Source organism: Pseudomonas sp. (assembly GCF_041601375.1).
In the GTDB taxonomy this organism is placed as follows: Bacteria; Pseudomonadota; Gammaproteobacteria; order Pseudomonadales; family Pseudomonadaceae; genus Aquipseudomonas.
Map to the genome: position 1 here is coordinate 1 of NZ_JBFIIG010000027.1, position 26,259 is coordinate 26,259.

Here is a 26,259-nt window from a genome sequence, read left to right on the forward strand (position 1 = left end):
CCGGAGCTGATGAACCGCGCGCTCAACGAGGGCTTCTCCGGCGGCGAGAAGAAGCGCAACGAGATCTTCCAGATGGCGATTCTGCAACCCAGCCTGGCGATTCTCGACGAGACCGACTCGGGCCTCGACATCGATGCCCTGCGCAGCGTCGCCGCTGCGGTCAACGCCCTGCGCGGCGCGGACCGCGCACTGCTGCTGATCACCCACTACCAGCGTCTGCTCGACTACATAGTGCCCGACTACGTCCACGTCATGGCCAACGGGCGGATCGTGCAGTCCGGCGACAAGGCCCTGGCCGTAGAACTGGAGCGCCACGGCTACGCCCACTTCGAAACGGCGGCGCCCGGAGAAGGGTTATGAACAGCGCCAGCCAAATCCCTCTGCTGACGGGCCTGCAGGCCGCCGAGCCGGCCCGTCAACCCGCCTGGCGCCGGCAAGTGCGCGACGCGGCCTGGCGCTGGCTGGCCGACCACGGCTTTCCCACGGCCAAGGACGAAGCCTGGAAGTACACCCGGGTCGCGCCCATCCTGGCGGTGCCGTTCCAGCCGGCCGCCGCGCCGCCGAGCCGGCGCCTGTCCGCCGCCCGCCTGGCGCAATGGGTCGGCGACCACGGCGGGCCGCGGCTGGTGTTCGTCAATGGCCAGTTCGCCGCGCGGCTCTCAGCGCTGACGGGGCTGCCCGCGGGCGTACGCCTGAGCAACCTGGCGGCCTTGCCGGAGGCTGAGCGCGAGGCCCTCGAGCCGCTGCTGGCGCGCGCCCTGCAGGTCGCGCCGCATGCCTTCGGCGCGCTCAACGCCGCCCTCGGCGAGGACGGCGCCGTGCTGCAGATCCCCGCCCACTGCAGGCTCGAACGACCGATCCACCTGGTGTTCCTCGCCGATCCGGGCGCCACGCCGCTGGCGGCGCATCCGCGCAGCCTGATCCAGCTCGGCGCCGGCAGCCGCGCGAGCCTGGTGGAAAGCCATGTGGCCAGCGGTGCCGGGGTCTACCTGAGCAACGCGCTGAGCCAGGTCGTGCTCGAGGCCGGCGCAGAGTTCGAGCACTACAGCCTGCAGGACATCAGCCGCAGCGCCTTCCATCTCGCCCGCCTGGACGTGCGCCAGGCCCGGGACAGCCGTTTCAGCGCGCACCTGACGGCCTGCGGCGGGGCCATCGCCCGCCACGAGGTGCGGGTCGCGCTAGAGGGCCCCGGTGCCCAGGTGGCCCTGGACGGCCTTTACCTGCCCGGCGGCGAGCAGCATCTGGACAACCAGACCTGCATCGAGCACCTGGCGCCCTACTGCACCAGCCGCGAGCGCTACAAGGGGGTGATCGGCGGGCGCGGGCACGGGGTCTTCGACGGGCGGATCATCGTGCGCCCGGGCGCGATCAAGACCGATGCCAGCCAGACCATCAAGAACCTGCTGCTGTCGGCGACGGCGCGGGCCAACGCCCAGCCGCGCCTGGAGATCTTCGCCGATGACGTCAAGTGCGCCCATGGCGCCGCCGTCGGCCAGCTGGATCGACAGGCGATCTTCTACCTGCGCGCGCGCGGGCTGGACGAGCCGGCCGCGCGGGCGCTGCTGACCTACGCCTTCGTCGGCGAGATGCTCGAGGCGATCCGCCTGGCGCCGCTGCGCAGCCAGGTCGAGCGCCTGGTCGCCGCGCAGTTGCACAGCCTGGAGGAGACGCCATGAACCCGCGCGCGAGCCGCCTGCCGCCCCTGGCGAAGCGCCTCGAGCCCTACCAGGTCGAGCGCTTGCGCCAGGCCTTCCCGATCCTCGCCCAGCGCATCTACGGCAAGCCGCTGGTCTACCTCGACAGCGCCGCCACCAGCCAGAAGCCGCAGGCGGTGATCGACGCCATGTCGCGCTTCTTCCTCGAGGAGAACGCCAACGTCCACCGTGGCGTGCACTACCTCTCGCTGCGTGCCACCGAGGCCTACGAGCAGGCGCGGGCCAAGGTCCAGCGTTTCCTCAACGCCGCGCATGTCGAGGAGATCGTCTTCGTCCGCGGCACCACCGAGGCGGTCAATCTGGTGGCGCAAACCTATGGCAAGGTGCATGTCCACGCGGGCGACGAGGTGCTGATCAGCGCCATGGAGCACCACTCCAACATCGTGCCCTGGCAGATGCTCTGCGAGCAGAGCGGCGCGCGGCTGCGGGTGGCGCCGGTCGACGACGCCGGCGAGCTCTTGCTCGACGAGCTGGAACGCTTGATCGGACCCAGGACCAAGCTGGTGGCCATCAGCCATGTATCGAACGTGCTCGGCACCATCAACCCGATTCAGCGCATCGTTGCACTCGCCCACGCCCGCGGTGCGCCGGTGCTGGTCGACGGCGCCCAGGCCGCCCCGCACATGAAGCTCGACGTGCGCGCCCTGGGCTGCGACTTCTACGCCCTGTCGGGGCACAAGATGTACGGCCCCACCGGCATCGGCGCGCTCTATGGTCGCCGCGAGTTGCTCGAGGCGATGCCGCCCTACCAGGGCGGCGGCGACATGATCCTCTCGGTCAGCTTCGACAAGACCCTGTACAACAAGCCGCCGTACCGCTTCGAGGCCGGCACGCCGAACATGGTCGGCGCGATCGGCCTGGGCGCGGCGATCGACTTCCTCGGCGGGCTCGACGCAGAGGCCCTGGCCGGTCACGAGCAGGCCGTGCTGGCCTACGCCCAGGAGGCGCTGGCGGCAGTGCCCGGGCTGCGCCTGATCGGCACCGCGGCGGACAAGATCGGTGTGCTCTCGTTCGTCCTCGACGGCATCCACCCGCACGATATCGGCACCATCCTCGACCGCGAGGGCATCGCCATCCGCACCGGCCATCATTGCGCCCAGCCGCTGATGCAGCGCTACGGCCTGGCCGCCACCGCCCGCGCCTCGCTCGGCTGCTACAGCAACGAGCAGGACATCGATGCGCTGCTGGCCGGCCTGGCCAAGGTGCAGGAGGTGTTCCGATGAGCGACCCACTGCGCGAGCTGTACCAGGAGGTGATCGTCGACCACGGCAAGCGGCCGCGCAATTTCCGCCGGCTCGAGGCCCCCAGCCGTTCGGCCGAGGGCTTCAACCCGCTGTGCGGCGACCAGCTCCGGCTCGAGCTGAGACTCGCCGACGGGGTGATCGAGGACATCGCCTTCCAGGGGCAAGGCTGCGCCATTTCCCAGGCCTCGGCCTCCCTGCTGACCCTGGCGGTCAAGGGCATGCGCCAGGAGCAGGCGCTGGAGCTGTTCGCCCGTGTGCAGGCGCTGCTCACCGAGGGCCCGAGCAGTCGGGTGGCCCCGGAGACGCTCGGCAAACTGGCGGTGCTGGCCGGGGTCTGGGAGTTCCCGCTGCGGGTCAAGTGCGCCGCCCTGGCCTGGCACACCCTGCGCAGCGCCCTGCAAGGCGACGCTGCGCCTGTCTCGACGGAGTAGAAGCGCATGACAGAGGTTAACCCCGCTCCCGATATCCGCCTCAGCGACGCGGCGCGGCGCATCCTGCGCGAGGCCCTGGCCGAGGGTGGCGGCAGCTGGCTGCGCCTGCGGATCGACGAGCAGTTCGCCCACGAGCTGCTGTTCGAGCCCGGTGCCGAGGGCGATACTGTGGTGGACGCCAACGGCATCTGCCTGCTGCTCGATCCGCTCAGCGCGCAACGCGCCCATGGCCTGTCCATCGACTACCGGGAAGACCTGCAGGGCACCGGCCTGTACTTCGCCAATCCCAATCGGCCAGCCCAGGCGCCGCCGCTGGCACTCAGGCGCGACTGCCCGGCCACCCTGATTCCCCACGGCGAGCCGCTGCTGCTGAAGGAGGGCGAGCGGGTGCTGGTGACCCAGGCGCTAGGGGGCAGCTTCACGGTGCAGATCGCCGGCGGGCGGCTGGCGCGGATCGCCGCCAGCGAGGCCGACGCCCTGGGGCGGGAGGCTGCGCCGACCAACGCGCCGCCCCCGGCGAGCGGCGCCTTCGACATCCAGCAGGTGTTGGAGACGCTCAAGACCGTCTACGACCCGGAAATCCCGGTCAACGTGGTCGATCTCGGGCTGATCTACCAGTGCCAGGCGCAGCCGCTGGAAGGCGGCGGCCAGCGGGTGTCGATCAAGATGTCGATGACCGCCCCCGGCTGCGGCATGGGCGACGTCTTGCAGGTGGAAGCGCGGGCCAAGGTCGAGGCCCTGCCCGGGGTCGCCGAGGTCGAGGTCGAGCTGGTCTGGGAGCCGCCCTGGGACCAGAGCCGCATGTCCGAGGCGGCGCGCCTGCAACTCGGTCTGTTATGAGGGGCCTGCCGTGAAGAACCGAGAGTGAGGACGCCGTCATGAGCAATCGATTGGCCGAGGAAAACTCGCCCTATCTGCGCCAGCACGCGGAGAACCCGGTCGACTGGTACCCCTGGGGCGAGGCGGCCTTGCGCCGGGCGCGCGCGGAGGACAAGCCGATCCTGCTGTCGGTGGGCTATGCCGCCTGCCACTGGTGCCATGTGATGGCCCACGAGTCGTTCGCCAACCCTGACATCGCCCGCCTGATGAACCAGTACTTCATCAACATCAAGGTCGATCGCCAGGAGCGCCCCGACCTCGACGAACTCTATCAAGGCGCGCTGCAGATGCTCGGCCAGGGCGGTGGCTGGCCGTTGACGGTGTTCCTCACCCCGCAGGGCGAACCCTTCTTCGCCGGCACCTACTTCCCGCCCGAGGACGGCTACGGCCGCCCCGGCCTGGCCCGGGTCGTGCGCGAGTTGGGCCTGGCCTGGCAACAGCAGCCCGCGGTGCTGCGGCAACAGGCCGGGCAGTTTCTCCAGGGCTACCGGACGCTCGAGGCGCGCCTGCTGGCGGGCCAGGCACCGGCGCAAGAGGACCTGCCGGCGCTGGCCGCGCGCCAGTTCGCCGCGCACAGCGACCCGCTTTACGGCGGCCTGGGCGAGGCGCCGAAGTTCCCCAACCCGCTGTGCTACGACCTGATCCTGCGCCTGTCCCGGCGCCTGAACGAGCCGGTCCTGACACAGGCCCTCGACCTGAGCCTCGAACAGATGGCGGCGGGCGGGCTCTACGACCAGCTGGGCGGCGGCTTCGCCCGCTACTGCGTGGATCGGCGCTGGAGCGTGCCGCACTTCGAGAAGATGCTCTACGACAACGGCCTGCTGGTGAAACTCTATGCCGACGCCTATCGCGCCAGCGGCAAGCCGGCCTGGCGCCAGGTGTTCGAGGAGACCATCGACTACGTCCGCCGCGACCTGAGCCATCCCCAGGGCGGTTTCTACGCCGGCGAGGACGCCGACAGCGAGGGCGAGGAAGGCAGGTTCTACCTGTGGACCCCGGCGCAGGTCGAGGCCGTGCTCGGCCCGGCAGACGCCGCCCTGGCCTGCCGCGCCTACGGCGTCAGCGCGGCCGGCAACTTCGAACACGGCCGCACGGTGCTGCGGCGCGCCGCCCGCCTCACGGCCGAGGAGCAGGCGCGCCTGGCGCCGCTGCGCGCCAGGTTGCTGGCGGCGCGGGCGCGGCGCGTGCGGCCGGCGCGCGACGAGAACATCCTCACCAGCTGGAACGCGCTGATGATCCAGGGCCTCTGCGCCGCCTACCAGGCCAGCGGCAACCCGGATCACCTGGACGCCGCGCGGCGCGGCGCCGATTTCCTCCAGCAGCACCTCACCAGCGCCGAGGGCGGCCTGTACCGCGCCTGGCGCGACGGCACGGCCAAGGTGGCGGGCTTTCTCGACGACTACGCCGGTCTCGCCAACGCCCTGCTCGACCTCTACGAGAGCTGTCTCGAGCCGCGCTACCTCGAGCGCGCCAGCCGACTGGTCGAGCTGATCCTCACGTGGTTCTGGGACGACGGCCTCTACTACACCCCGGCCAGCGGCGAGCGGCTGATCCGGCGGCCGCGCGCGGTGCACGACAACGCCTGGCCCTCGGGCACTTCGAGCAGCGTGTTCGCCTTGCTGCGGCTGTACGAACTGAATGGCCGTGCGGTCTACCGCGAGCGCGCCGAACAGGTGCTGGCGATGTACCGCGGCGCGGCCGCCGCGGATCCCTTCGCCTTCGCCCACCTGTTGGCGGCGCAGGAGTTCGCCCAACGCGGCCCGCTGAGCGTCATGGTCGCCGGCGAACGCGACGCCGCCAACGCTCTGCTCGAGGATCTACGCCGCCACTACCTGCCGGCCCGCGTCCTGGCCCTGGCCGCAGACGTGCCCCGCGCTATGGGCCGCCCCGCCGGCACCGGTCAAGTCAGCGCCCATGTCTGCCACCGGCAAACCTGCAGCGCCCCGCTGAGCGACCCGGCCGCGTTGCTGGCACGCTGCCTGCAGATGCAGGAGGCGGGCTGACGCGCCGGGCAAGCCGGCCTGCCAGGCGCGTGCCCAGGAATTGTGAAAGTATCGAGCGCAACGTCAGCAACGGGCGTCTGCAGAGGGTCGCAGCAGGCGGGAATAGTTGCACGAGTGCTCAGCCGCTCTTCTTGCCGTAGGTGCCAATCAACTCGGCCTGGGCCAGGACATGGCCCTGCATGGCGCCTTCGAGCTGGGCCTTGGTCGGCCGACCGAGGTCCGGCAGGACGCAGTCCAGGGCATAGAGCTTGTGGAAATAGCGATGGCTGCCGACCGGCGGACAGGGCCCGCCGTAGCCGGTCTTGCGCCAGTCGTTGCGGCCCTGCAGGGTGCCGGGCGGCAGCGACTGCAGGTCTTCCGCCAACTCGTCGGTAGCCGGCGGCAGGTTGTACAGCAGCCAATGCACCCAGGTGGTCTTGGGCGCGGCCGGATCCGGCGCGTCCGGGTCGTCGACGATCAGCACCAGGCTCTCGCTGCCCGGCGGCACGCCGCTCCATGCCAGCGGCGGGGAAATATCCTCGCCCTCGCAGGTATAACGCCGCGGTATCGCGCCCTGGTCAGGAAAAGCGGTGGAACTGAGTTTCAATGTCATGGCCGTTACTCCTTGTCGAGCGGGCCTTGGCACCCGCTCGGCGCCGCTGCTCGGTTAAGGAAAAGCATAAGAAAACTATAGCCAGCCACGCCCCCGCCAGCACCGCTAGGCGCCATGCGGTCGCGGTCAAAGCGCGATGGCCGCCAATGCCTGCTGCAGATCGCGGCGCAGATCCTCGACATGCTCGATGCCCACCGACAGGCGCACCAGGTTGTCGCTGATGCCGAGCTGCGCCCGGCGCTCGGCGGGAATCGAGGCGTGGGTCATCCTGGCCGGCTGGCTGATCAGGCTTTCCACCCCACCCAGGCTCTCGGCCAGGGTGAACAGCTGGGTGGCCTCGAGAAAACGCCGGGTGCCTTCGCCGTCGCAAGCCAGGTACAGGCTGATCAGGCCGCCGCAACCGCGCATCTGGCGGACCGCCAGCTCGTGCTGCGGGTGGCTGCTCAGGCCGGGATAGAGCACCGACGCCACTTGCGGCTGGCGCTCCAGCCAGGTGGCCAGCTCGTCGGCGTTGGCGACGTGGCGCTGCAGGCGCAGGGCCAGGGTGCGCATGCCGCGCAGGCAGAGGAAGCTGGAGAACGGATCGAGGATGCTGCCCACCGAGTTCTGCAGGAAGGCCAGTTGCTCGGCCAGTTCCGCGCGGTCGGCGATCGCCACCAGCCCGGCGATCACGTCAGAGTGGCCGTTGAGGTACTTGGTCGCCGAATGCACGACGATGTCGAAGCCGTGTTCCAGCGGCCGTTGCAGGTAGGGCGAGGCGAAGGTGTTGTCGGCCACGGTTAGGATGCCGCGGGAACGGCCCAACTGGCCGACCATCGCCAGGTCGCAGAGCTTCAGCGTCGGGTTGGTCGGGGTCTCGACCCAGATCATCCGCGTCTCGGGCCTGAGCGCGGCGGCCAGGCTGGCGGCGTCGGCGTCCGCCGGCACATAGCTGATCTGCAGCCCGGCGCTGAGCTTGCGCACCCGCTCGAACAGGCGGTAGGTACCGCCGTAGAGGTCGTCCACCGCGACTATGTGGCTGTTCGCCGGCAGCAGTTCCAGCACCGTGGCGCAGGCCGCCAGACCGGAGGCGAAGGCATAGCCGTGGGCGCCGCCCTCCAACTCGGCAATGGCCCGTTCCAGCGCCTGGCGCGTGGGGTTCTGGCTGCGCCCGTATTCGTAGCCGGCGTGCACGCCCGGCGACTGCTGACGAAAGGTCGAGGTGGCGTAGATCGGCGGCATCACCGCGCCGGTCCAGTCCGGCTCGTAGCCGGCGTGCACGCTCAGGGTTTCGAATTCGCTCATGCTGGCTCCTGCATTCATCAAGTCCGGGGGCGGGCCAAGGCTGTAGGAGGGGACGGCCCGCGCAGCGGCGTAACCCATCGTTCCGCCATCCCTATCAGTCCCGCAACAGCATGGGTATCGCTGCGCTCAACCCATCCTACGCAACACGGCCCGACTCATCCTGCGCACCGCTCCGTCAGCGCAGGGTGCGACGCCAGAGGTTGAGCACATCGCTCTTGGTGATCAGACCGAGAAAACGGTCCTGTTCGACGATCAATGCCACGTGGCCCTCGTCGAAGGTCTGCAGCAGGCGCTCGAGCGGCACGTCCGGGTCGAGGGTCTGCAGCTTGCTGACCATGGCCTCGCGCACCGGCAGCTGGAAATGCTCGGGGGCGTCCTTCACCGCGCGCAGCAGGTCCCACTCGTCGATCAGGCCGACCACATGGTCGCCCTCCATCACCGGTACCTGGTCGATGTCGTGGAAGCGCATGCGCCCGTACACCGCCGCCAGGGTCTCGTCGGGCTTGCAGGTGACGGTGGTGCCCTCGTCGTAACGCCGGGCGATCAGGTCGCGCAGATTGCCCTGTTTGGGCCGCTCGATCAGGCCCTGGTCGATCATCCAGTAGTCGTTGAACATCTTCGACAGGTACTTGTTGCCGCTGTCGCAGACGAAGGTCAGCACCCGCTTGGGCGTGGTCTGCTCGCGGCAGTAGCGCAGGGCCGCGGCCAGCAGGGTGCCGGACGAGGAGCCGGCCAGCACGCCCTCCTCCTTGAGCAGCAGGCGCGCGGTGTGCAGGCTCTCGGCATCTGAGATGCGGTAGGCGCGCTTGACCAGGGCGAAGTCGGCGATGGCCGGCACGAAGTCCTCGCCGATGCCCTCCACCAGCCAGCTGCCGGCCTCGCCGAACTCGCCGGTCTCGACGTAATCGGCCAGCACCGAGCCTGCCGGGTCGGCCAGGACCATCTCGACCTGCGGCGCCACCTTCTGGAAGAAATGGGTCAGGCCGCCGAGGGTGCCGCCCGAGCCGACGCCGACCACCACCGCATCGACGCGCTGCTCCATCTGCCGCCAGATTTCCGGGCCGGTGCCGCTCTCGTGGGCCCAGGCATTGGCCGGGTTGTTGAACTGGTCGATGTAGAAGGCGCCCGGAGTCTGCGCGGCGATGCTGCGCGCCAGGTCCTGGTAGTAGTCGGGATGGCCCTTGCCCACATCCGAGCGGGTCAGGCGCACCTCGGCGCCGAGGGCCTTGAGATGGAAGATCTTCTCGCGGCTCATCTTGTCCGGCACCACCAGCAGCATGTGGTAGCCCTTCTGCGCGGCGACCAGGGCCAGACCCAGGCCGGTGTTGCCGGCGGTGGCTTCGATGATGGTGCCGCCGGGCTGCAACTGACCGCTGCGTTCGGCGGCCTCGATCATGGTCAGGGCGATGCGGTCCTTGATCGAGCCGCCGGGGTTCTGGTTTTCCAGCTTGACGAACAGCTGGCACGGGCCCGTGTCGAGGTGGGTCAGCGGCAGAATCGGCGTGTTGCCGATCATGTCGAGCAAGGGATTGGCGGACATCGTCTTGGCCCTCCGCGACCCGGTCGATCGCATTGCCCAGTCAGGATTACGCCTTAACTTATAGGCGCTGCACCGGCAGAGGGCCAGTCCGCCCGACCGACGAGCCCTCGTCTGGCCCGCCGACTGTCGACTTGGGCAGCGCGACTTTTCCTCCCCTATACTTGCCCCAGCGTTGCTCGCCGACCTGCTGACAGGACCAGGCGCGACGCGGGATGAATCGCTGGCCGAATTTATTCGACCTTGCTGTTTGGCAGGATGTTTGTGGAGCCAGTGCGCGACAGGAACAGGATGCAAAACACATGGTATTTGCAATTGTCTTGGTGCTAATCGTCGTCGCATCGGTACTGTTCCACGTACTGAGCCCTTGGCAGGCAACGGCGGCAGCCTCCAACTGGGGTTCGATAGACGCCGCACTGTTTATCACCCTGCTCATCACCGGCATCTTCTTCATCGCCGTCACCCTGTTCATGGCGCTGGCGATCATTCGTTACCGCCACAAGGAAGGGCGCAAGGCCGCCTATCAGCCCGAAAACAGGAAGCTGGAGTGGTGGTTGATCGGAATCACCAGCGTTGGGATCATCGGCCTGCTGGCCCCTGGCCTGGTGGTTTATCACGATTTCGTCCGGGTTCCGGCAGACGCCCACGAACTGGAAGTGGTCGCCCGGCAGTGGCAGTGGTCTTACCGTTTTCCCGGCCAGGATGGCCAACTGGGCAAGTCGGATGTGAAATGGATCGGCGGCAGCAATCCCTTCGGCCTCGCCCCCAACGACCCCGCCGGGCAGGACGATGTGCTGATCCGCAGCAATGAAGTGCGCCTGCCGCTCGATCGACCGGTGAAGGTGCTGCTGCGCTCCATAGACGTATTGCACAACTTCTATGTCCCGCAGATCCGCAGCAAGATGGACATGGTTCCCGGCATGGTCTCCTACTTCTGGTTCACCCCGACCCAGCTCGGCAGCTATGACGTGCTCTGCGCCGAGTATTGTGGCCTTGCCCATTACAATATGCGTGGCAACATGGTCGTCGAGCAGCCCGCGGCCTTCGAGCAGTGGCTCATCAGCCAGCCGACCTTTGCCCAGACCCTGAGTAGCGCCGCCAAACCCAGCCGCGAAAGCGTGCTGGAGCAGGGCCGTCAGTTGGCGCAGAACTACGGTTGCCTGGCCTGCCATAGCCTGGATGGCAGCGCCAGTCTCGGCCCGAGCTGGAAGGATCTGTACGGCCGCACCGAGCAGCTTGCCGACGGCAGCAGCGTGCAGGTCGACGAGGCCTATCTGATCGAATCGATCCTCGAGCCCAAGGCCAAGCTGGTACAAGGCTACCCGCCGATCATGGTGCCCTACACTTTCAAGCAGGAGGAACTGGATGCGCTGCTCGCCCTGATCAAGTCGCTCAGCGGCGCGGCGCCAGACGAACAGGCCCCGGCCGATGCAGCGGCAGCCTCCGACGACCTGGCGACGCAGGGTCGGCAACTGGCCAGTTCCCTCGGCTGCCTGACCTGCCACAGCCTCGATGGCAAGCCGGGCGTCGGACCGACCTGGCAGGGCCTGTACGGCAAGACCCAGGCTCTTGCCGACGGGTCCTCGGTGGAGGTCGACGAGGCCTATCTCAAGGAGTCCATTCGCGATCCCAATGCGGTGATCGTCAAGGGTTTTACCCCGGTCATGCCGGCCTTCGAGCTGACGGATGAGGAACTCGACGCCTTGCTCGCGTTGATCAAGTCCAGCGCCGACGAAGGCGACAGCACACCGGGAGCAGCACCCTAAACCGCTAAAATGCACTCAACCCTCACCCGGAGGATGATGCGATGGCCTACGCGGAACAGGTCGAAACAGAGGAGCTACACGAACCCAGGAGTTTCCTGACCCGCTATATCTGGAGCCAGGACCACAAGGTCATAGCCATTCAGTATGCCTTGACGGCTATCTTCGTCGGCCTGATCGCCCTGGTCTTGTCCGGCCTGATGCGCCTGCAGCTGGGTTTCCCCGGCAGCATCGAGTTCATGGACGCCGGCACCTATTATCAGGCGATGACCATGCACGGCATGATCATGGTCATCTACCTGCTGACCGCCCTGTTCCTCGGCGGCTTCGGCAACTACCTGATCCCGCTGATGGTGGGCTCGCGCGACATGGTCTTCCCCTATGTCAACATGCTCAGCTACTGGTTCTACCTGCTCTCGGTGGTGATCCTGCTCGCCAGCTTCTTTGCCCCCGGCGGTCCCACTGGCGCGGGCTGGACGCTCTACCCGCCGCAGGCGATCACCCAGGGCACCCCGGGCACCGAATGGGGCATCGTGCTGATGCTGGTGTCCCTGGCGGTGTTCATCGTCGCCGCCACCATGGGCGGTTTGAACTACGTGACCACGGTGCTGCAGGCGCGCACCCACGGCATGACCCTGATGCGCATGCCGCTGTCGGTCTGGGGCATCTTCATGGCCTCGATCCTGGCCCTGCTGGCCTTCCCGGCGTTGTTCGTCAGCGCGGTGATGATGCTGTTCGACAAGCTGCTGGGCACCAGCTTCTTCATGCCGGCGATCATCTCGATGGGCCAGTCGCTGGAGCACCAGGGCGGCAGCCCGATCCTGTTCCAGCACCTGTTCTGGTTCTTCGGCCACCCGGAGGTCTATATAGTCGCGCTGCCCGCCTTCGGCCTGGTCTCCGACCTGATCAGCACCCATGCACGCAAGAACATCTTCGGCTACCGCATGATGGTCTGGGCGATCATCGCGATCGGCGTGCTCAGCTTCGTGGTCTGGGCGCACCACATGTACGTCAGCGGCATGAACCCCTACTTCGGTTTCTTCTTCGCCACCACCACGCTGGTCATCGCGGTGCCGACTGCGCTGAAGGTCTACAACTGGGTGCTGACCCTGTGGCAGGGCGACATCCACCTGACCGTGCCCATGCTGTTCGCCCTGGCCTTTATCGTCACCTTCCTGGTCGGCGGCCTGACCGGGCTGTTCCTCGGCAACGTGATCGTCGACATCCCGCTGTCGGACACCTATTTCGTCGTCGCCCACTTTCACATGGTCATGGGCGTCGCGCCGATCCTGGTGGTATTCGGCGCCATCTACCATTGGTACCCGAAAATAACCGGGCGGATGATGAATGAGCGCCTGGGCAAGCTGCACTTCTGGATCACCTTCCTCGGCACCTATGCCATCTATTTCCCCATGCACTACCTGGGTTTCCTCGGCATGCCGCGGCGCTACTACGCCTACGAGGACTACGCCTTCATTCCGCAGTCGGCGCAGGACCTCAACGCTTTCATCACCGTGGCCGCCCTGATAGTCGGCGTGGCCCAGCTGCTGTTCCTGTTCAACCTGTTCTGGAGTGCGTTCAACGGCAAACTCGCCGGCGGCAACCCCTGGAAAGCCACCAGCCTGGAATGGCAGACACCGCAGACCCCGCCGGTACACGGCAACTGGGGCGCCAAGCTGCCGGTGGTGCACCGCTGGGCCTATGACTACAGCGTGCCGGGGATCGAGCAGGATTTTGTCCCGCAGACGGTGTCCGCCGAGGAGTTGGAGCATATGCGCCAGCGCGGCAGCGTGACCACCCCAAAGGATGAACGACCATGAACCGGTTGCTGCTGAGGAACACCGACAGCTTCGAGCCCAGTGGCGGCTGGCATCCCAACGCGGGCATGCCCAGCCCTGCCGCGATGGATAGAGCACGCACTGCAAAAGTCGGCCTGCGCCTGTTACTCGCGGTGGTCAGTTCGTTATTCCTGCTGTTCCTGATCGCCTTCATCATTCGCTCGCAGGTAGCCGACTGGCAGCCCCTGACCGAACCGCTGGCGCCCCTGGCCCACACCAACGCGCTCTGGCTGAATACCGCCGCGCTGATAGGCGCCAGCATCGCCCTGCAGTGGGCCCGGGTGGCCGCCCGCCGGGGTAGCGCGCAGGCGACGCTGGCCGGCTTCACCCTGGGCGGGGTGCTGGCGATCGCCTTTCTGCTCGGCCAGCTCTGGGTCTGGCAGCTATTCGCCGCCTGGGGCTATTTCGTCTCCAGCAACCCGGCCAACAGCTTCTTCTACCTGCTGACCGGCCTGCACGGCCTGCACTTGCTGGGCGGCCTGGTGGCCTGGGGCAGGACCCTGGGTAAGTTCCTGCGACACGCACCCCTGGCGCGGCTCGCCAGCAGCGTCGAACTCTGCGCCATCTACTGGCATTACCTGCTGGGACTTTGGCTGCTGCTCTTCGCCCTGCTGACCAGTACACCGGAAACCTATGAGGCCATCGCCGCATTCTGCGGCCTGAGGTGAAGCCATGGCAGCACACTCAGCAACACCCACAGATCGCCCAGTCCTTGCGAATCGCCCGGCACTTGCGCCCGATGCGTCTGCCGCGGGCTGGCAGGGCATCGCCGACGACTGGTCGTCGGATAAGGATGCGTTCAAGCAGGTGCCCTGGGGCAAGGCGATGATGTGGATCTTCCTGCTCAGCGACACCTTTATCTTCACCTGTTTCCTGACCGGCTACATGGCGGTGCGCATCAGTGCCACCGAAGCCTGGCCGAACACCAGCGAAGTCTTCGCCCTGACCATCGCCGGCAACCATATCCCGCTGATCCTGATCGCCATCATGACCTTCGTGCTGATCAGCAGCAGCGGCACCATGGCCATGGCGGTCAACTACGCCTACCGCCGCAACCGCGGCAAGACCGCCGCCCTGATGCTCGCCACCGCCCTCTGCGGCGCGGCCTTCGTCGGCATGCAGGCGTTCGAATGGAGCAAGCTGATCGCCGAAGGTGTGCGCCCCTGGGGCAACCCAATGGGTGCGGCGCAGTTTGGCGCGAGCTTTTTCATGATCACCGGCTTCCACGGCCTGCACGTGTCGATCGGCGTGATCTACCTGTGCATCGTCGCGTGGAAAGTCTTGCGCGGGGACTACGAACGCTCCGGCAACTACCAGAACGTCGAAATAGCCGGGTTGTACTGGCACTTCGTCGACCTGGTGTGGGTGTTTATCTTCGCTTTCTTCTATTTATGGTAACGCTTGACCCTGGTAACGCTGCAGAGGAGCACTGGCCATGACGCACACCGGACAACAGCATCCGATCAGCCTGTACCTGAAGATCTGGGGGCTGCTATTCGTCCTCAGCACCCTCTCCTACCTGGTCGACTACTTCCACTTCGCCGGTTATCTCAGGTGGTCGCTGATCATCACCTTCATGCTGCTGAAGGCCGACTTGATCGTCGCCATCTTCATGCACATGGCCTGGGAACGCCTGGCCATGGTCTACGCCATTCTGGTGCCGCCCCTGTGCCTGCTGGTGCTGGTGGGGCTCATGATCGGCGAGGCGGACTATATCTTCCTCAACCGGGGGATCTTCTTTGGCCAAGGCATAACCGCGGAATCACCTTGATGATCCCGCGGTTGCGATCATTGCAATCGTCGTTAGATCGTCCGTTTGAACTGATGCCATCTGTGCAGCCAGGCCACGATCCAGTGGGGAGCGGCGGACCCCGTTCCGGCAACCTTGAGCGTCGGATGATGGTTGACCACCTCCTCCAGCACGGTTTCTTGCTCCGGCTCGACATCGACGAAAAAGACGTGCTTGCCTTCTTGCAGATTCTTCCTGAAACGGCGGAAGTGGGCATTCGGCACCTGGATACCGAAAAAGCCACCTTCCCAGGTACAGAAACCCAGCACCACGATCGCCAGGAAGATAAAGGGTACCCATCCCGCAGCGGTTGCGGTCCACCCCAGCAGATAGGCACCACCGAGCACCACGATGGCCAGTACCACACCGACGGCTGCACCAATCTCCCCCGAGTGGACGACATCCTGCTTCATCAGCGAGGGCACGTCGTGCAGGTGATGTCGCTCGACGTCGGCATCCTTTTCACTGAGCACATGAATCTGCTCGGTACTGATGCCCTTGGCCTCCAACTCCTGCTCAACGGTTTCAAGATCGTCGAGATTGTCACTGGTGTAATAGTGCCTATTCATGACGTACCTCCCATTTCACTTAGCGGCTTCGCGGCAACCACTCCCTACTGCCACTATCTCCTGACAGTTACAGCAAGAGCCCTGCCTAGTATGAACGGCCCCTCTTTTTCGATCAGATTGAAGTATAGCACCGCGCAAAATACATGATATTCGTAAAAGTCAAGCCTAAAATACAAAAGTCAGTCACAAACACTCTGCATAGAGCCCGCGCCATCGATCCGGGGCATTACGGCAGCGAACGGACTTCCTGACCGGTGGTTCCATACTGGCGTCTCTCGGAAGCCGGGAGTTGTTTCCCAGCCGCTGAGCTGTGCATGCAGCCGCACCGCCGCGGAGCCAGCAATTCGCCCCATCTCGGCGCACAAACAGGCACTGCGCCCCGTTTTGCACCACAAAACGGCCGATTCAGCCGCTGTACAGCCGCCGAAAACCGCCTAATTACAGTTTTGGCTCAGCTCTTGCATTGGCATTGCCATAGGCAGCCAATGGCGGCTGCCCTCATGAACGACAAAGACGTCGCCTCACCCTCGCCCACGAGCGAATGGTGACGCGGCGTTTTTTGGTTTCTGCCCCAACGCCTGGGGATGGTGGTTCCTCTGCGATCCAGAAGTTCTGCTCGCCACTCTCACAACCCAGCTGTGGCCTCGGCCGCAGGGCCTTGCACCACAAGTGCATAGCCTCCCCGGACAGTTGCGCTCGCCGTGTCCACGACCGCGACGAAGCGCAACTGGCCGGGACCCTTTATTTGCTGACGAGGTATTCGATGAATAACAGTTTCTGGAAAGCCGGTCATACACCGACGCTGTTCGCCGCCTTCCTCTATTTCGACTTGAGTTTCATGGTCTGGTACCTCCTCGGCCCCTTGGCCGTGCAGATCGCCACCGACCTGGATCTGACCGCGCAACAACGTGGCCTGATGGTCGCCACGCCGATTCTGGCAGGCGCCGTGCTGCGCCTGCTGATGGGCTTTCTGGCCGACCGCCTGTCACCCAAGACCGCCGGACTGCTCGGCCAGGTGGTGGTGATAGTGGCGCTGTTCTGCGCCTGGCAGATCGGCATTCAAAGCTACGAACAAGCCTTGTTGTTCGGCCTGTTTCTCGGCTTCGCCGGCGCCGCCTTCGCCGTGGCCCTGCCGCTGGCCTCGCAGTGGTACCCGCCACAGCACCAGGGCAAGGCCATGGGCATTGCCGGTGCGGGCAACTCCGGCACCGTATTGGCCGCCCTGTTCGCTCCCGGCCTGGCGGCGCTGTTCGGCTGGCAGAACGTGTTCGGCTGGGCCCTGATCCCGCTGCTGCTCACCCTGCTGATCTTCGCCTTCATGGCCAAGAACTCGCCCGAGCGTCCCAAGCCGAAAGCCGCGGCCGACTACCTGCGAGCGCTGGGCGACCGCGACAGCTGGTGGTTCATGTTCTTCTACAGCGTCACCTTCGGTGGTTTCATCGGCCTGGCCAGTGCGCTGCCCGGCTATTTCAGCGACCAGTACGGCCTCAACCCGGTGACCGCCGGCTACTACACGGCGGCCTGTGTCTGCGCCGGCAGCCTGATGCGCCCACTGGGTGGCGCCCTGGCCGACCGCATCGGCGGCATCCGTTCGCTCCTGATGATGTACACCCTCGCCTCACTGAGCATTGCCGCCGTCGGTTTCAACCTGCCCAGCTCAACTGCGGCGCTGGCCCTGTTCGTCACTGCCATGCTCGGCCTGGGCGCGGGCAACGGCGCGGTGTTCCAGTTGGTACCGCAGCGCTTTCGCAAGGAAATCGGCGTGATGACCGGCCTGATCGGCATGGCCGGCGGTGTCGGCGGCTTCCTGTTGGCCGCAGGCCTGGGCGCGATCAAGCAACAGACCGGCGACTACCAACTGGCGCTGTGGTTCTTTGCCAGCCTCGGCGTGCTGGCCTGGTTCGGCCTGTACAGCGTCAAACGTCGCTGGCGCACCACCTGGGGCTCGGCCGCAGTGACCGCGGCAAGAGTGTAAGGCTGCTAATGTAGGGCGGGTGCAACCCGCCATCGCCGGCGGGCCCCGACACCCCTGGCGGGTAGCATCCGCCCTACGAATGAACGTATCCACTGAGGGTTGAGGCAAAGGCGGGGCTGACTGGCAGAGTTGAATCGCACTGGTCAGGAACGATGGGTGAAGCCGGCAACGGCCAACCCTGCAGCCATGCCCCGGCCCCGCCTTTGCCTCAACCCTCCCCCTTCAGGACACGCCGCCATGGCCCTGCAACTCACCTTCGGCGAAGCCAGCGCTACCGGCCCGCGCCCAGAGAACCAGGACGCCATCCGTGTGGTGACCCCAACCCCGTCCCTGGCGGCGAGCAAAGGCTACTTGTTCGCCCTGGCCGATGGTGTCAGCCAATGCGCCGACGGCGGTCTGGCCGCTCGAGCGACCCTGCAGGCACTGGCCCTGGACTACTACTCCACCCCGGAAACCTGGGCGGTGGCGCAATCGCTGGATCGACTGCTGGTCGCGCACAACCGCTGGCTGCAAGCCAATGGCGGCGGCCAGCCGTTGCTGACCACCCTCACTGCCCTGGTCCTGCGCGGCCGGCGCTTCACCCTGGCGCATGTCGGCGACTGCCGCGCCTATCGCTGGCATGGCGGCGAACTCGAGCGCATCAGCGAAGAGCATGTCTGGGAACAACCGGGCATGCAGCATGTGCTCAAGCGCGCCATGGGCCTGGATCAGCACCTGGTGGTCGACTACCTGGACGGCGAGTTGCGCGAGGGCGAGAGTTTCCTGATGGTCAGCGATGGCGTCTGGGCGACACTCGGCGACCCGGGCATCCAGCGCATCCTGCACGATGAGCAGGATCCCGCCGCCGCCTGCCGCGCCCTGGTCAGTGCCGCTCACCTGGCCGGCAGCCAGGACAATGCCAGCGCCTTGCTGGTGAGGGTCGAAGGCCTGCCGGAAAGCGCCCTGGCCGATACCCTGGCGCAACTCGCGCATTGGCCCTTGCCGCCCAAGCTGCGCGAAGGCCAGGATTTCGAAGGCTGGCAGGTCGAGCGCCTGCTGGCCGAGTCGCGCCAGTCGCTGATCTACCGCGTACGCGATGCTCAGGCGCGCCGCTGGCTGTTGAAGACCCTGCCCACCAGCCGCATGGATGAGCCGCAAGCAGGCCCTGCCCTGCTGCTCGAGGAATGGTTCTTGCGCCGGGTGGCCGGGCGCTACTTCGCCGAAGTCCATCCCCTGCCGCAACGCCAGCACCTGTACTACGTGCAGCGCGAATACGCCGGGCAAACCCTGGCCGAACAAATGCGCCTGTCCGGCCCCATTGGCCTGCCCGAGTGGCTGGACCTCGCCCCGCGCCTGGTCAGAGCCTTGGGCATGCTGCACCGGCGCAACATTCTGCACCGCGACATCAAGCCGGAAAACCTGTTGTGGGGTGACGACGGCGAACTGCGCATGCTGGATTTCGGCCTGGCCTACTGTCCCGGCCTGTCCCGCGATGAGCCTAATGACCTGCCGGGCACCCCCAGCTACATCGCACCTGAGGCCTTTGCCGGCGTCGCGCCCAGCGCCCAGCAGGATCTCTATGCCGCGGGCGTGACCCTCTACCACCTGCTCACTGGCCACTATCCCTATGGCGAGATCGAGGCCTTCCAGCATCCACGCTTCGGCAACCCGACGCCGGCCAGCCGCTACCGCCCCGACTTGCCGAACTGGATCGACGAGAGCCTCAGTCGCGCCCTCAGCGCCGACCCCAAGCATCGCTACGAGACCGCCGAGGAGTGGTTGCTGGCCCTGGAACAGGGCGAGCGCCAGTCACTGAGCTGCCGGCCGCGCCCATTGCTCGAACGCGAGCCGGTTAAAGTCTGGCGTACCGTGGCCCTGGTGTCCTTGCTCGTGAACCTGAGCCTGCTGGTGCTACTGCTGAAGTGACTGGGCAAACGCACCAGAACGGCGCAACGCGCCTTATACAGGTGCAATTCATCACCGCCATGGTGGAAAGAAACGGCTCTAACCCGCGGATATCCAGGCATTTGCCAAGTTGGCATAAGCCCTGCATTGATATACGCAAATTTAAATAAAGCGTGGCCTCCAACGTTGAAGGCCACGCTTCCCGACAGAACGGGACTTGGACAAAGGCGTCCTCGCTAGGTGACTAGCGGGACGCCTTTTTTTGTTTTCCGGTTATGCGTGACGGTGAGGAACCATGAAAAAACTCAAGCTGGTAATGATCGGCAACGGCATGGCCGGAGTGCGTACCCTCGAAGAGCTGATCAAGCTCGCCCCCGAGCTCTACGACATCACGGTGTTCGGTGCCGAACCGCACCCGAACTACAACCGCATCCTGCTCTCCCCGGTACTGGCCGGCGAGCAGACCTTCGAAGAGATCGTGCTCAACGACCTCAACTGGTACGCCGACAACGGCATCAAGCTGCTGCTCGGGCGCAAAGCGGTGAAGATCGACCGCAAGGCCCGCGTAGTCGTGGCCGATGACGGCAGCGAGGCCGAATACGATCGCCTGCTCATCGCCACCGGCTCCAACCCCTTCATCCTGCCGATTCCAGGCAAGGACCTGGAGGGCGTGATCGGCTACCGCGATATCGCCGACACCCAGACGATGATGGACACCGCCAAGACCCACAAGCATGCGGTGGTCATCGGCGGCGGCCTGCTCGGCCTGGAAGCGGCCAACGGTCTCAAGCTGCGCGGTATGGACGTGACCGTGGTGCATATCGGCGAGTGGTTGCTGGAACGCCAGCTCGACGTCACCGCCGGTCGTCTGCTGCAGCAATCGCTGGAAGACCGCGGCTTGAAATTTCTCCTGCCCAAGCACACCGCCGAGCTGCTGGACAACGGCGAAGGCCGGGTCTGCGCGGTGAAGTTCAAGGACGGCGAGGTGATTCCCGCCGACCTGGTGGTGATGGCCGCCGGCATCCGCCCCAACAGCGAGCTGGCGGAACAGTCCGGGATCGCCTGCAACCGCGGCATCCTGGTCAACGACACCATGCAGACCTACGACCCGCGGGTCTACGCTATCGGCGAATGCGCCAGCCACCGCGGCATCGCCTACGGCCTGGTGGCGCCGCTGTTCGAACAAGCCAAGGTCTGCGCCAACCACCTGGCCCAACTCGGCTTCTCCCGCTACCAGGGCTCGGTGACCTCGACCAAACTGAAGGTCACCGGCATCGACCTGTTCTCCGCCGGCGAATTCATGGGCGCCGAAGGCACCGAGACCATCACCCTGTCCGATCCGATCGGCGGCGTGTACAAGAAGCTGGTGATCAGGGACGACGTGCTGGTCGGCGCCTGCCTGTACGGCGACACCGCCGACGGCGGCTGGTACTTCCGCCAGATCCGCGAGAACCACAACGTCAGCGAGATCCGCGACCACCTGATGTTCGGCGAGAACGCCATCGGCGACGCCGGCCACCAGGGCCAGAGCAGCACCGCCAACATGCCCGACGACATGGAAGTGTGCGGCTGCAACGGCGTGTGCAAGGGCACCATCGTCAGGGCCATTCAGGAAAACGGCCTGTTCAGCGTCGACGACGTGAAGAAGCACACCAAAGCCGCCAGCTCCTGCGGCTCCTGTGCCGGCCTGGTCGAGCAGATTCTGATCAACACCGTGGGCGGCGCGGCCGACGTCAAGCCGAAGAGTGAGAAAGCCATCTGCGGCTGCAGCGACCTCAACCACGGGCAGATCCGCAAGGCCATCCGCGAAGAGCACCTGACCAGCATCCCGGCGGTCATGACCTTCCTCAACTGGAGCACACCGAACGGCTGCGCCACCTGCCGCCCGGCGCTGAACTACTACCTGATCTCCACCTGGCCGGGCGAAGCCAAGGACGATCCGCAGTCACGCTTTATCAACGAGCGCGCCCACGCCAATATCCAGAAGGACGGCACCTATTCGGTGGTACCGCGGATGTGGGGGGGCGTGACCAACGCCGCCGAGCTGCGCCGCATCGCCGATGTCGCCGACAAGTACAACGTGCCCATGGTCAAGGTCACCGGCGGCCAGCGCATCGACCTGCTGGGGATCAAGAAGGACGACCTGCCCGGCGTGTGGAAGGACCTCGACATGCCGTCCGGGCACGCCTACGGCAAATCCATCCGCACCGTGAAGACCTGTGTCGGCAGCGAATTCTGCCGCTTCGGCACGCAGAACTCGACGCAGATGGGCATCGACCTGGAACACGCGCTGTTCAATATGTGGTCGCCGCACAAGGTCAAGCTGGCGGTCTCCGGCTGCCCGCGCAATTGCGCCGAATCGGGCATCAAGGACGTTGGCATCATCGGCGTCGACTCCGGCTGGGAGCTGTATATCGGCGGCAACGGCGGGATCAAGACCGAAGCCGGCGAGTTCTTCGTCAAGCTCAAAACGGCCGAAGAGGTCATGGAATACAGCCTGGCCTTCCTCCAGCTTTACCGCGAAGAAGCCTTCTACCTCGAGCGCACCGTACATTACATGCAGCGCGTCGGCATGGAGCACATCAAGAAGGCCGTGCTGGAAGATGCCGAACGGCGCAAGGCGCTGCACGCTCGCCTGCTGTTTTCGCTGTCCTTCGAACAGGACCCGTGGAAGGAGCAGCTGGCCAAACCGCAACTGAAGAAAGAATTCGACCGCATCGCCTTGCGCGACCTGGAGGTGCAAGCATGAGCTGGCTGGATATCTGCGCCCTGGAGGAAATCAACCCGCTGGGCTCGCGCATCGTCGCCGGGCCCAAGGGCGACATCGCGATTTTCCGCACCTCGACCGATGAGGTCTTCGCCCTCGACGACCGCTGCCCGCACAAGGGTGGACCGCTGTCCCAGGGTTTGGTCTACGGCAAGCGGGTGGCCTGCCCGCTGCATAACTGGCAGATCGAATTGGAGTCCGGCGAAGCAGTGGCGCCGGACGTCGGTTGCGCGCACCGGCATCAAGCCAAGGTCGAGAACGGCCGGGTGCTGCTGACCCTGAACACCGCCACCGAATGTGCCCGATAGGTCATTGCTAGGCCGCGCCCCGCACGGCGCGGCCTACCCGATTACCGCAGAGAGATGACGCCATGACCCAATCCCATCAGATCACCGCCTCCACCTGCTGCTATTGCGGCGTGGGCTGTGGCGTGCTGATCGAACACGATGACGAGAAGATCCTCGGCGTCCAGGGCGATCCCCAGCACCCGGCCAATTTCGGCAAGCTGTGCAGCAAGGGCTCGACCCTGCACCTGACCGGCGACCTCGACGCCCGCGCGCTCTACCCCGAACTGCGCCTGGGCAAGGGTCTGGCGCGCGCGCGCACGGACTGGGACAGCGCCCTGGATCATGCCGCCAACGTCTTCGCCGAGACCATCCGCGAACACGGCCCCGACAGCGTCGCCTTCTACATCTCCGGCCAGCTGCTGACCGAGGACTACTACGCCTTCAACAAGCTGGCCCGTGCCCTGGTCGGTACCAACAATATCGACAGCAACTCGCGCCTGTGCATGTCCTCGGCCGTGGTCGGCTACAAGCGCAGCCTCGGCGCCGACTCGCCGCCGTGCAACTACGAAGACATCGAACAGAGCGACTGCGTACTGATCGCCGGCAGCAACATGGCCTTCGCCCACCCGGTGCTGTTCCGCCGCCTGGAAGAAGCCAAGGCCAAGCGCCCGGACATGCAGATCATCGTCATCGACCCGCGGCGCACCGACACCTGCGACCTGGCCGACCTGCACCTGCCGATTATTCCGGGCAGCGACGTCGCCCTGTTCCACGGCATCCTGCATATCCTCATGTGGGAAGGCTGGATCGACCGCGCCTATATCGACGCCCACACCGAAGGTTTCGAGGCGCTGAAGACCCTGGTGCGCGATTACAGCCCGCAGATGGTCAGCGAGCTGTGCGGCATCAGCCAGGAAAGCCTGCAGCAATGCGCGCGGATGATCGGCAGCGCGCCGAGCTTTCTCTCGCTGTGGTGCATGGGCCTCAACCAATCGAGCAGCGGCAGCGCCAAGAACAGCGCGCTGATCAACCTGCACCTGGCCACCGGGCAGATCGGCAAGCCCGGCGCCGGCCCCTTTTCCCTGACCGGCCAACCGAATGCCATGGGCGGCCGCGAAACCGGCAGTCTGTCCAACCTGCTGCCCGGCCACCGCGATGCGGCCAATGCCGAGCACCGCGCCGAAGTCGCCCAGCACTGGGGGGTCGACGTTCTGCCGCACAGCACTGGCCTGACCGCCATCGAGCTGTTCGAAGCGGTACGGGTTGGCAAGATCAAGGCCCTGTGGATCGCCTGCACCAATCCGGCGCAATCGCTGCCCGACCAGAACAAGGTGCATGAAGCCCTCGCCGCCTGCCCGTTCGTGGTGGTGCAGGAAGCCTTCTTCACCACCGAGACCTGCCACTACGCCGACCTGCTGCTGCCTGCCGCCAGCTGGGGCGAGAAGGAAGGCACCGTTACCAACTCCGAACGCCGCGTCAGCCATGTACGCCGCGCCGTGCCAGCACCCGCAGAGGCGCGGCCGGATTGGGCGATTACCACGGATTTCGCCCGTCGCTTGGAAAAATTGCTGCGCCCCGGCCTGCCAAGCCTGTTCGACTTTGCCAGCCCAGAAGGACTGTTCGAAGAGTACAAACACCTGACCGCCAAGCGCGATCTCGATCTATCGGGGCTCAGCTACGCGATTCTGGATAACCAAGGTCCCCAGCAATGGCCGTTCCCGGCCGGCGCTACCCAGGGTACGGCGCGCCTTTACGGCGACGGCCGCTTTCCCACTGCCAGCGCACGCGCAAAGTTCCATGCCGACCCCTATCGCGCGCCCAAGGAAAAGCGCGAGACGCGTTACTCGCTGACCCTCAATACCGGGCGCCTGCGCGATCAGTGGCACGGCATGAGCCGCACCGGCACCGCCGCGCGCCTGTTCGGTCATGTCGAGGATGCCGTGCTCAGCCTGCATCCCGACGAATTGCGCCGCCGTCGCTTGCAGAGCGGCGATCTGGTCAAGGTGCGCAGCCGTCGCGGCAGCCTGATAGTGCCGGTACAGGCCGATGATTCGGTGCGTTCCGGCCAGGCCTACCTGCCGATGCATTGGGGCAATCGCTTCCTCAAAGGCTTGGGCACCAATGTGCTGACCCAGCCGGCATTCGACCCGCTGTCGAAACAGCCCGAGCTCAAACATGCCGGCGTCGAGGTGGAGAAGGTCGAACTGCCCTGGACCTTCTTCGCCCTGGTCGAAGGCGAGGTGCAAACGCGCTTCCAGGCCCTGCGCCCATTGTTCGAAGACTTCGCCTACGCCAACCTGACCCTTACCGGGCGCGAGCGCCCCGCTCTGCTGATCCGCGCCGCCTGCGCCGTGCCCCCCGAGCCTGAGCTGCTGGCGCAGATCGATCGCCTGCTCGGCCTGCATGAAGGCCCGGTACTGGCCTATGACGACCCGCGCAAAGCAGTCGGCAAACGTGTACGCATCGAAGAAGGCCGCATCGTCAGCCTGCGCCTGGCCGGTGAAACCATCGCCCGTGACTGGCTGAAAAGCCTGTGGAGCGAAGGCCAGGCCGATGCCGACCTGCACCGCTGGTTACTGGCGCCCCTGTCCACCCCACCGGGCACCGCCAGCGGCAAGATAGCCGGCAAGACCCTGTGCAACTGCCTGAACGTCAGCGAGGCCGCGGTGTGCGCCGGTATCGGCCGCGGCCTCGACCTCGACGGCCTCAAGCAGGAGCTGAAATGCGGCACCAGCTGCGGCTCCTGCGTGCCCGAGATCAAGCGGTTGCTGGCCACCCAGCCTCTAGTAGTGAACGCATAACCGTAGGGTGCGCGGGGTCGCCTAGGCCATGCGCACCAAACCTATGTACCGATGTACCGGTGCGCACGGCGCACCCTACGACGAGGAATTCGAAATGAGTGCAAAAGTCTGGCTGGTAGGGGCAGGGCCGGGTGACCCGGAGCTGTTGACGCTCAAGGCAGTGAAAGCCTTGCGTCAGGCTGAGGTCGTGATGATCGACGACCTGGTCAATCCGGCGGTGCTGGAGCACTGCCCAACCGCACGGATAGTCCCGGTGGGCAAGCGCGGTGGTTGCCGTTCGACACCGCAAGCCTTTATCCATCGCCTGATGCTGCGCTATGCGCGCCAGGGCAAGTGCGTGGTACGCCTGAAGGGCGGCGATCCGTGCATTTTCGGCCGCGGCAGCGAAGAGGTCGACTGGTTGCAGCAGCACGGTATCGAAGTGGAGATGGTCAACGGCATCACCGCCGGCCTGGCCGGCGCCACCAACTGCGGCATCCCCCTGACCCTGCGCGGCGTGGCCCGTGGCGTGACCCTGGTCACCGCCCATACCCAGGACGACAGCACCCTGAACTGGCAAGCCCTGGCCCAGAGCGGCACCACCCTGGTGGTCTATATGGGCGTGGCCAAGCTGGCGGACATCCGCGATAGCCTGCTGGCCGGCGGCATGTGCGCCGACATGCCGGTGGCGATGATCGAAAACGCCTCACTGCCCCACCAGCGCGAATGCCTCAGCTCGCTCGCCTCGATGCACCAGGATGCCCTGGCCTTCCAGCTGAAAAGCCCGGCCATCCTGGTGATCGGCGAAGTCGCCGGCGGACATCAAGTACAAGCCCTGGCCGCGTTTGCCTGAACTCTGCGGAGTTATTCTTGCCCGGCCAGCGCCGGGCTTTTTTCTGGACAAAGAAAAACCCGGCCGAGG

Annotated in this window: 21 protein-coding genes; 17 read left to right on the top strand and 4 right to left on the bottom strand. The window is 65.9% G+C overall.

The annotated features are described in order from the left end of the window. From ABZE94_RS06105 to ABZE94_RS06130, 6 genes are all read left to right on the top strand, one after another. Positions 1-360: ABC transporter ATP-binding protein (locus ABZE94_RS06105; RefSeq protein WP_372874639.1), on the top strand; the 360-nt coding region annotated here is incomplete at its 5' end. Beyond that, positions 357-1,676 carry a Fe-S cluster assembly protein SufD gene (sufD, locus tag ABZE94_RS06110; protein ID WP_372874640.1) on the top strand — a complete coding sequence of 440 codons (1,320 nt, stop codon included), beginning with the start codon at positions 357-359 and terminating at the stop codon, positions 1,674-1,676. The genes ABZE94_RS06105 and sufD, both read left to right, overlap by 4 nt. Next, a complete protein-coding gene (locus ABZE94_RS06115; protein ID WP_372874641.1) occupies positions 1,673-2,938 on the top strand; it encodes a SufS family cysteine desulfurase in 1,266 nt (421 codons plus the stop codon). Before sufD ends, ABZE94_RS06115 begins: the two co-directional genes overlap by 4 nt. Further along, the gene (sufU, locus tag ABZE94_RS06120) at positions 2,935-3,390 is read left to right on the top strand and encodes a Fe-S cluster assembly sulfur transfer protein SufU (RefSeq protein WP_372874642.1); all 456 of its coding nucleotides are present in this window, start codon (positions 2,935-2,937) and stop codon (positions 3,388-3,390) included. The genes ABZE94_RS06115 and sufU overlap by 4 nt, the downstream gene beginning before the upstream one ends. Positions 3,391-3,396: 6 nt before the next feature. Continuing rightward, on the top strand, positions 3,397-4,230 hold the full coding sequence (gene sufT / locus ABZE94_RS06125; RefSeq protein ID WP_372874643.1) for a putative Fe-S cluster assembly protein SufT: 834 nt from the start codon (positions 3,397-3,399) through the stop codon (positions 4,228-4,230). Between the two features lie 38 nt (positions 4,231-4,268). Next, positions 4,269-6,272, top strand: coding sequence for a thioredoxin domain-containing protein (locus ABZE94_RS06130; RefSeq protein ID WP_372874644.1), 2,004 nt, complete (start codon positions 4,269-4,271; stop codon positions 6,270-6,272). A gap of 118 nt (positions 6,273-6,390) precedes the next feature. On the opposite strand, the gene ABZE94_RS06135 is transcribed toward ABZE94_RS06130, so the two are convergent. From ABZE94_RS06135 to ABZE94_RS06145, 3 genes are all read right to left on the bottom strand, one after another. Then, positions 6,391-6,864 (bottom strand): YbhB/YbcL family Raf kinase inhibitor-like protein, encoded by a 474-nt coding sequence (locus tag ABZE94_RS06135; RefSeq protein WP_372874645.1) that lies wholly within the window; start codon positions 6,862-6,864, stop codon positions 6,391-6,393. A gap of 126 nt (positions 6,865-6,990) precedes the next feature. Beyond that, positions 6,991-8,148: a PLP-dependent aspartate aminotransferase family protein gene (locus tag ABZE94_RS06140; RefSeq protein ID WP_372874646.1), complete on the bottom strand. Its 1,158-nt coding sequence runs from the start codon at positions 8,146-8,148 to the stop codon at positions 6,991-6,993. Between the two features lie 175 nt (positions 8,149-8,323). Continuing rightward, entirely contained in the window at positions 8,324-9,688 is a 1,365-nt protein-coding gene (locus tag ABZE94_RS06145) for a pyridoxal-phosphate dependent enzyme (protein WP_372874647.1), read from the bottom strand. Positions 9,689-9,987: 299 nt separating this feature from the next. On the opposite strand from ABZE94_RS06145, the gene ABZE94_RS06150 reads away from it, so the two are divergent. From ABZE94_RS06150 to ABZE94_RS06170, 5 genes are read left to right on the top strand one after another with little or no spacing between them, the layout of a single operon-like run. After that, a complete protein-coding gene (locus ABZE94_RS06150; RefSeq protein ID WP_372874648.1) occupies positions 9,988-11,451 on the top strand; it encodes a c-type cytochrome in 1,464 nt (487 codons plus the stop codon). Positions 11,452-11,492: 41 nt separating this feature from the next. Then, entirely contained in the window at positions 11,493-13,268 is a 1,776-nt protein-coding gene (gene ctaD / locus ABZE94_RS06155) for a cytochrome c oxidase subunit I (RefSeq protein WP_372874649.1), read from the top strand. After that, complete coding sequence (locus tag ABZE94_RS06160; protein ID WP_372874651.1) at positions 13,265-13,954, top strand: cytochrome c oxidase subunit 3; 690 nt, start codon at positions 13,265-13,267, stop codon at positions 13,952-13,954. Before ctaD ends, ABZE94_RS06160 begins: the two co-directional genes overlap by 4 nt. A gap of 4 nt (positions 13,955-13,958) precedes the next feature. Next, entirely contained in the window at positions 13,959-14,684 is a 726-nt protein-coding gene (locus tag ABZE94_RS06165; RefSeq protein ID WP_372874652.1) for a heme-copper oxidase subunit III family protein, read from the top strand. A 37-nt stretch (positions 14,685-14,721) separates the two neighbouring features. Continuing rightward, positions 14,722-15,057: a cytochrome C oxidase subunit IV family protein gene (locus tag ABZE94_RS06170; RefSeq protein WP_372874653.1), complete on the top strand. Its 336-nt coding sequence runs from the start codon at positions 14,722-14,724 to the stop codon at positions 15,055-15,057. A gap of 32 nt (positions 15,058-15,089) precedes the next feature. On the opposite strand, the gene ABZE94_RS06175 is transcribed toward ABZE94_RS06170, so the two are convergent. Further along, entirely contained in the window at positions 15,090-15,644 is a 555-nt protein-coding gene (locus ABZE94_RS06175) for a magnesium transporter (protein WP_372874654.1), read from the bottom strand. Positions 15,645-16,407: 763 nt separating this feature from the next. Between ABZE94_RS06175 and ABZE94_RS06180 the strand changes: the two genes are divergently transcribed. The 6 genes from ABZE94_RS06180 (at position 16,408) to cobA (ending at position 26,190) form a co-directional block, all read left to right on the top strand. Then, positions 16,408-17,619, top strand: coding sequence for a nitrate/nitrite transporter (locus ABZE94_RS06180; protein ID WP_372874655.1), 1,212 nt, complete (start codon positions 16,408-16,410; stop codon positions 17,617-17,619). A 237-nt stretch (positions 17,620-17,856) separates the two neighbouring features. Continuing rightward, positions 17,857-19,524, top strand: a complete 1,668-nt coding sequence (locus ABZE94_RS06185; protein WP_372874656.1) for a protein kinase — start codon at positions 17,857-17,859, stop codon at positions 19,522-19,524. 274 nt (positions 19,525-19,798) lie between these two features. Further along, a complete protein-coding gene (gene nirB / locus ABZE94_RS06190; RefSeq protein WP_372874657.1) occupies positions 19,799-22,252 on the top strand; it encodes a nitrite reductase large subunit NirB in 2,454 nt (817 codons plus the stop codon). Further along, a complete protein-coding gene (gene nirD / locus ABZE94_RS06195; RefSeq protein ID WP_372874658.1) occupies positions 22,249-22,578 on the top strand; it encodes a nitrite reductase small subunit NirD in 330 nt (109 codons plus the stop codon). Before nirB ends, nirD begins: the two co-directional genes overlap by 4 nt. A gap of 62 nt (positions 22,579-22,640) precedes the next feature. Next, positions 22,641-25,358 (top strand): molybdopterin-dependent oxidoreductase, encoded by a 2,718-nt coding sequence (locus ABZE94_RS06200; protein ID WP_372874659.1) that lies wholly within the window; start codon positions 22,641-22,643, stop codon positions 25,356-25,358. 94 nt (positions 25,359-25,452) lie between these two features. Next, positions 25,453-26,190 (top strand): uroporphyrinogen-III C-methyltransferase, encoded by a 738-nt coding sequence (cobA, locus tag ABZE94_RS06205; protein WP_372874660.1) that lies wholly within the window; start codon positions 25,453-25,455, stop codon positions 26,188-26,190. Positions 26,191-26,259 lie beyond the last annotated feature (69 nt).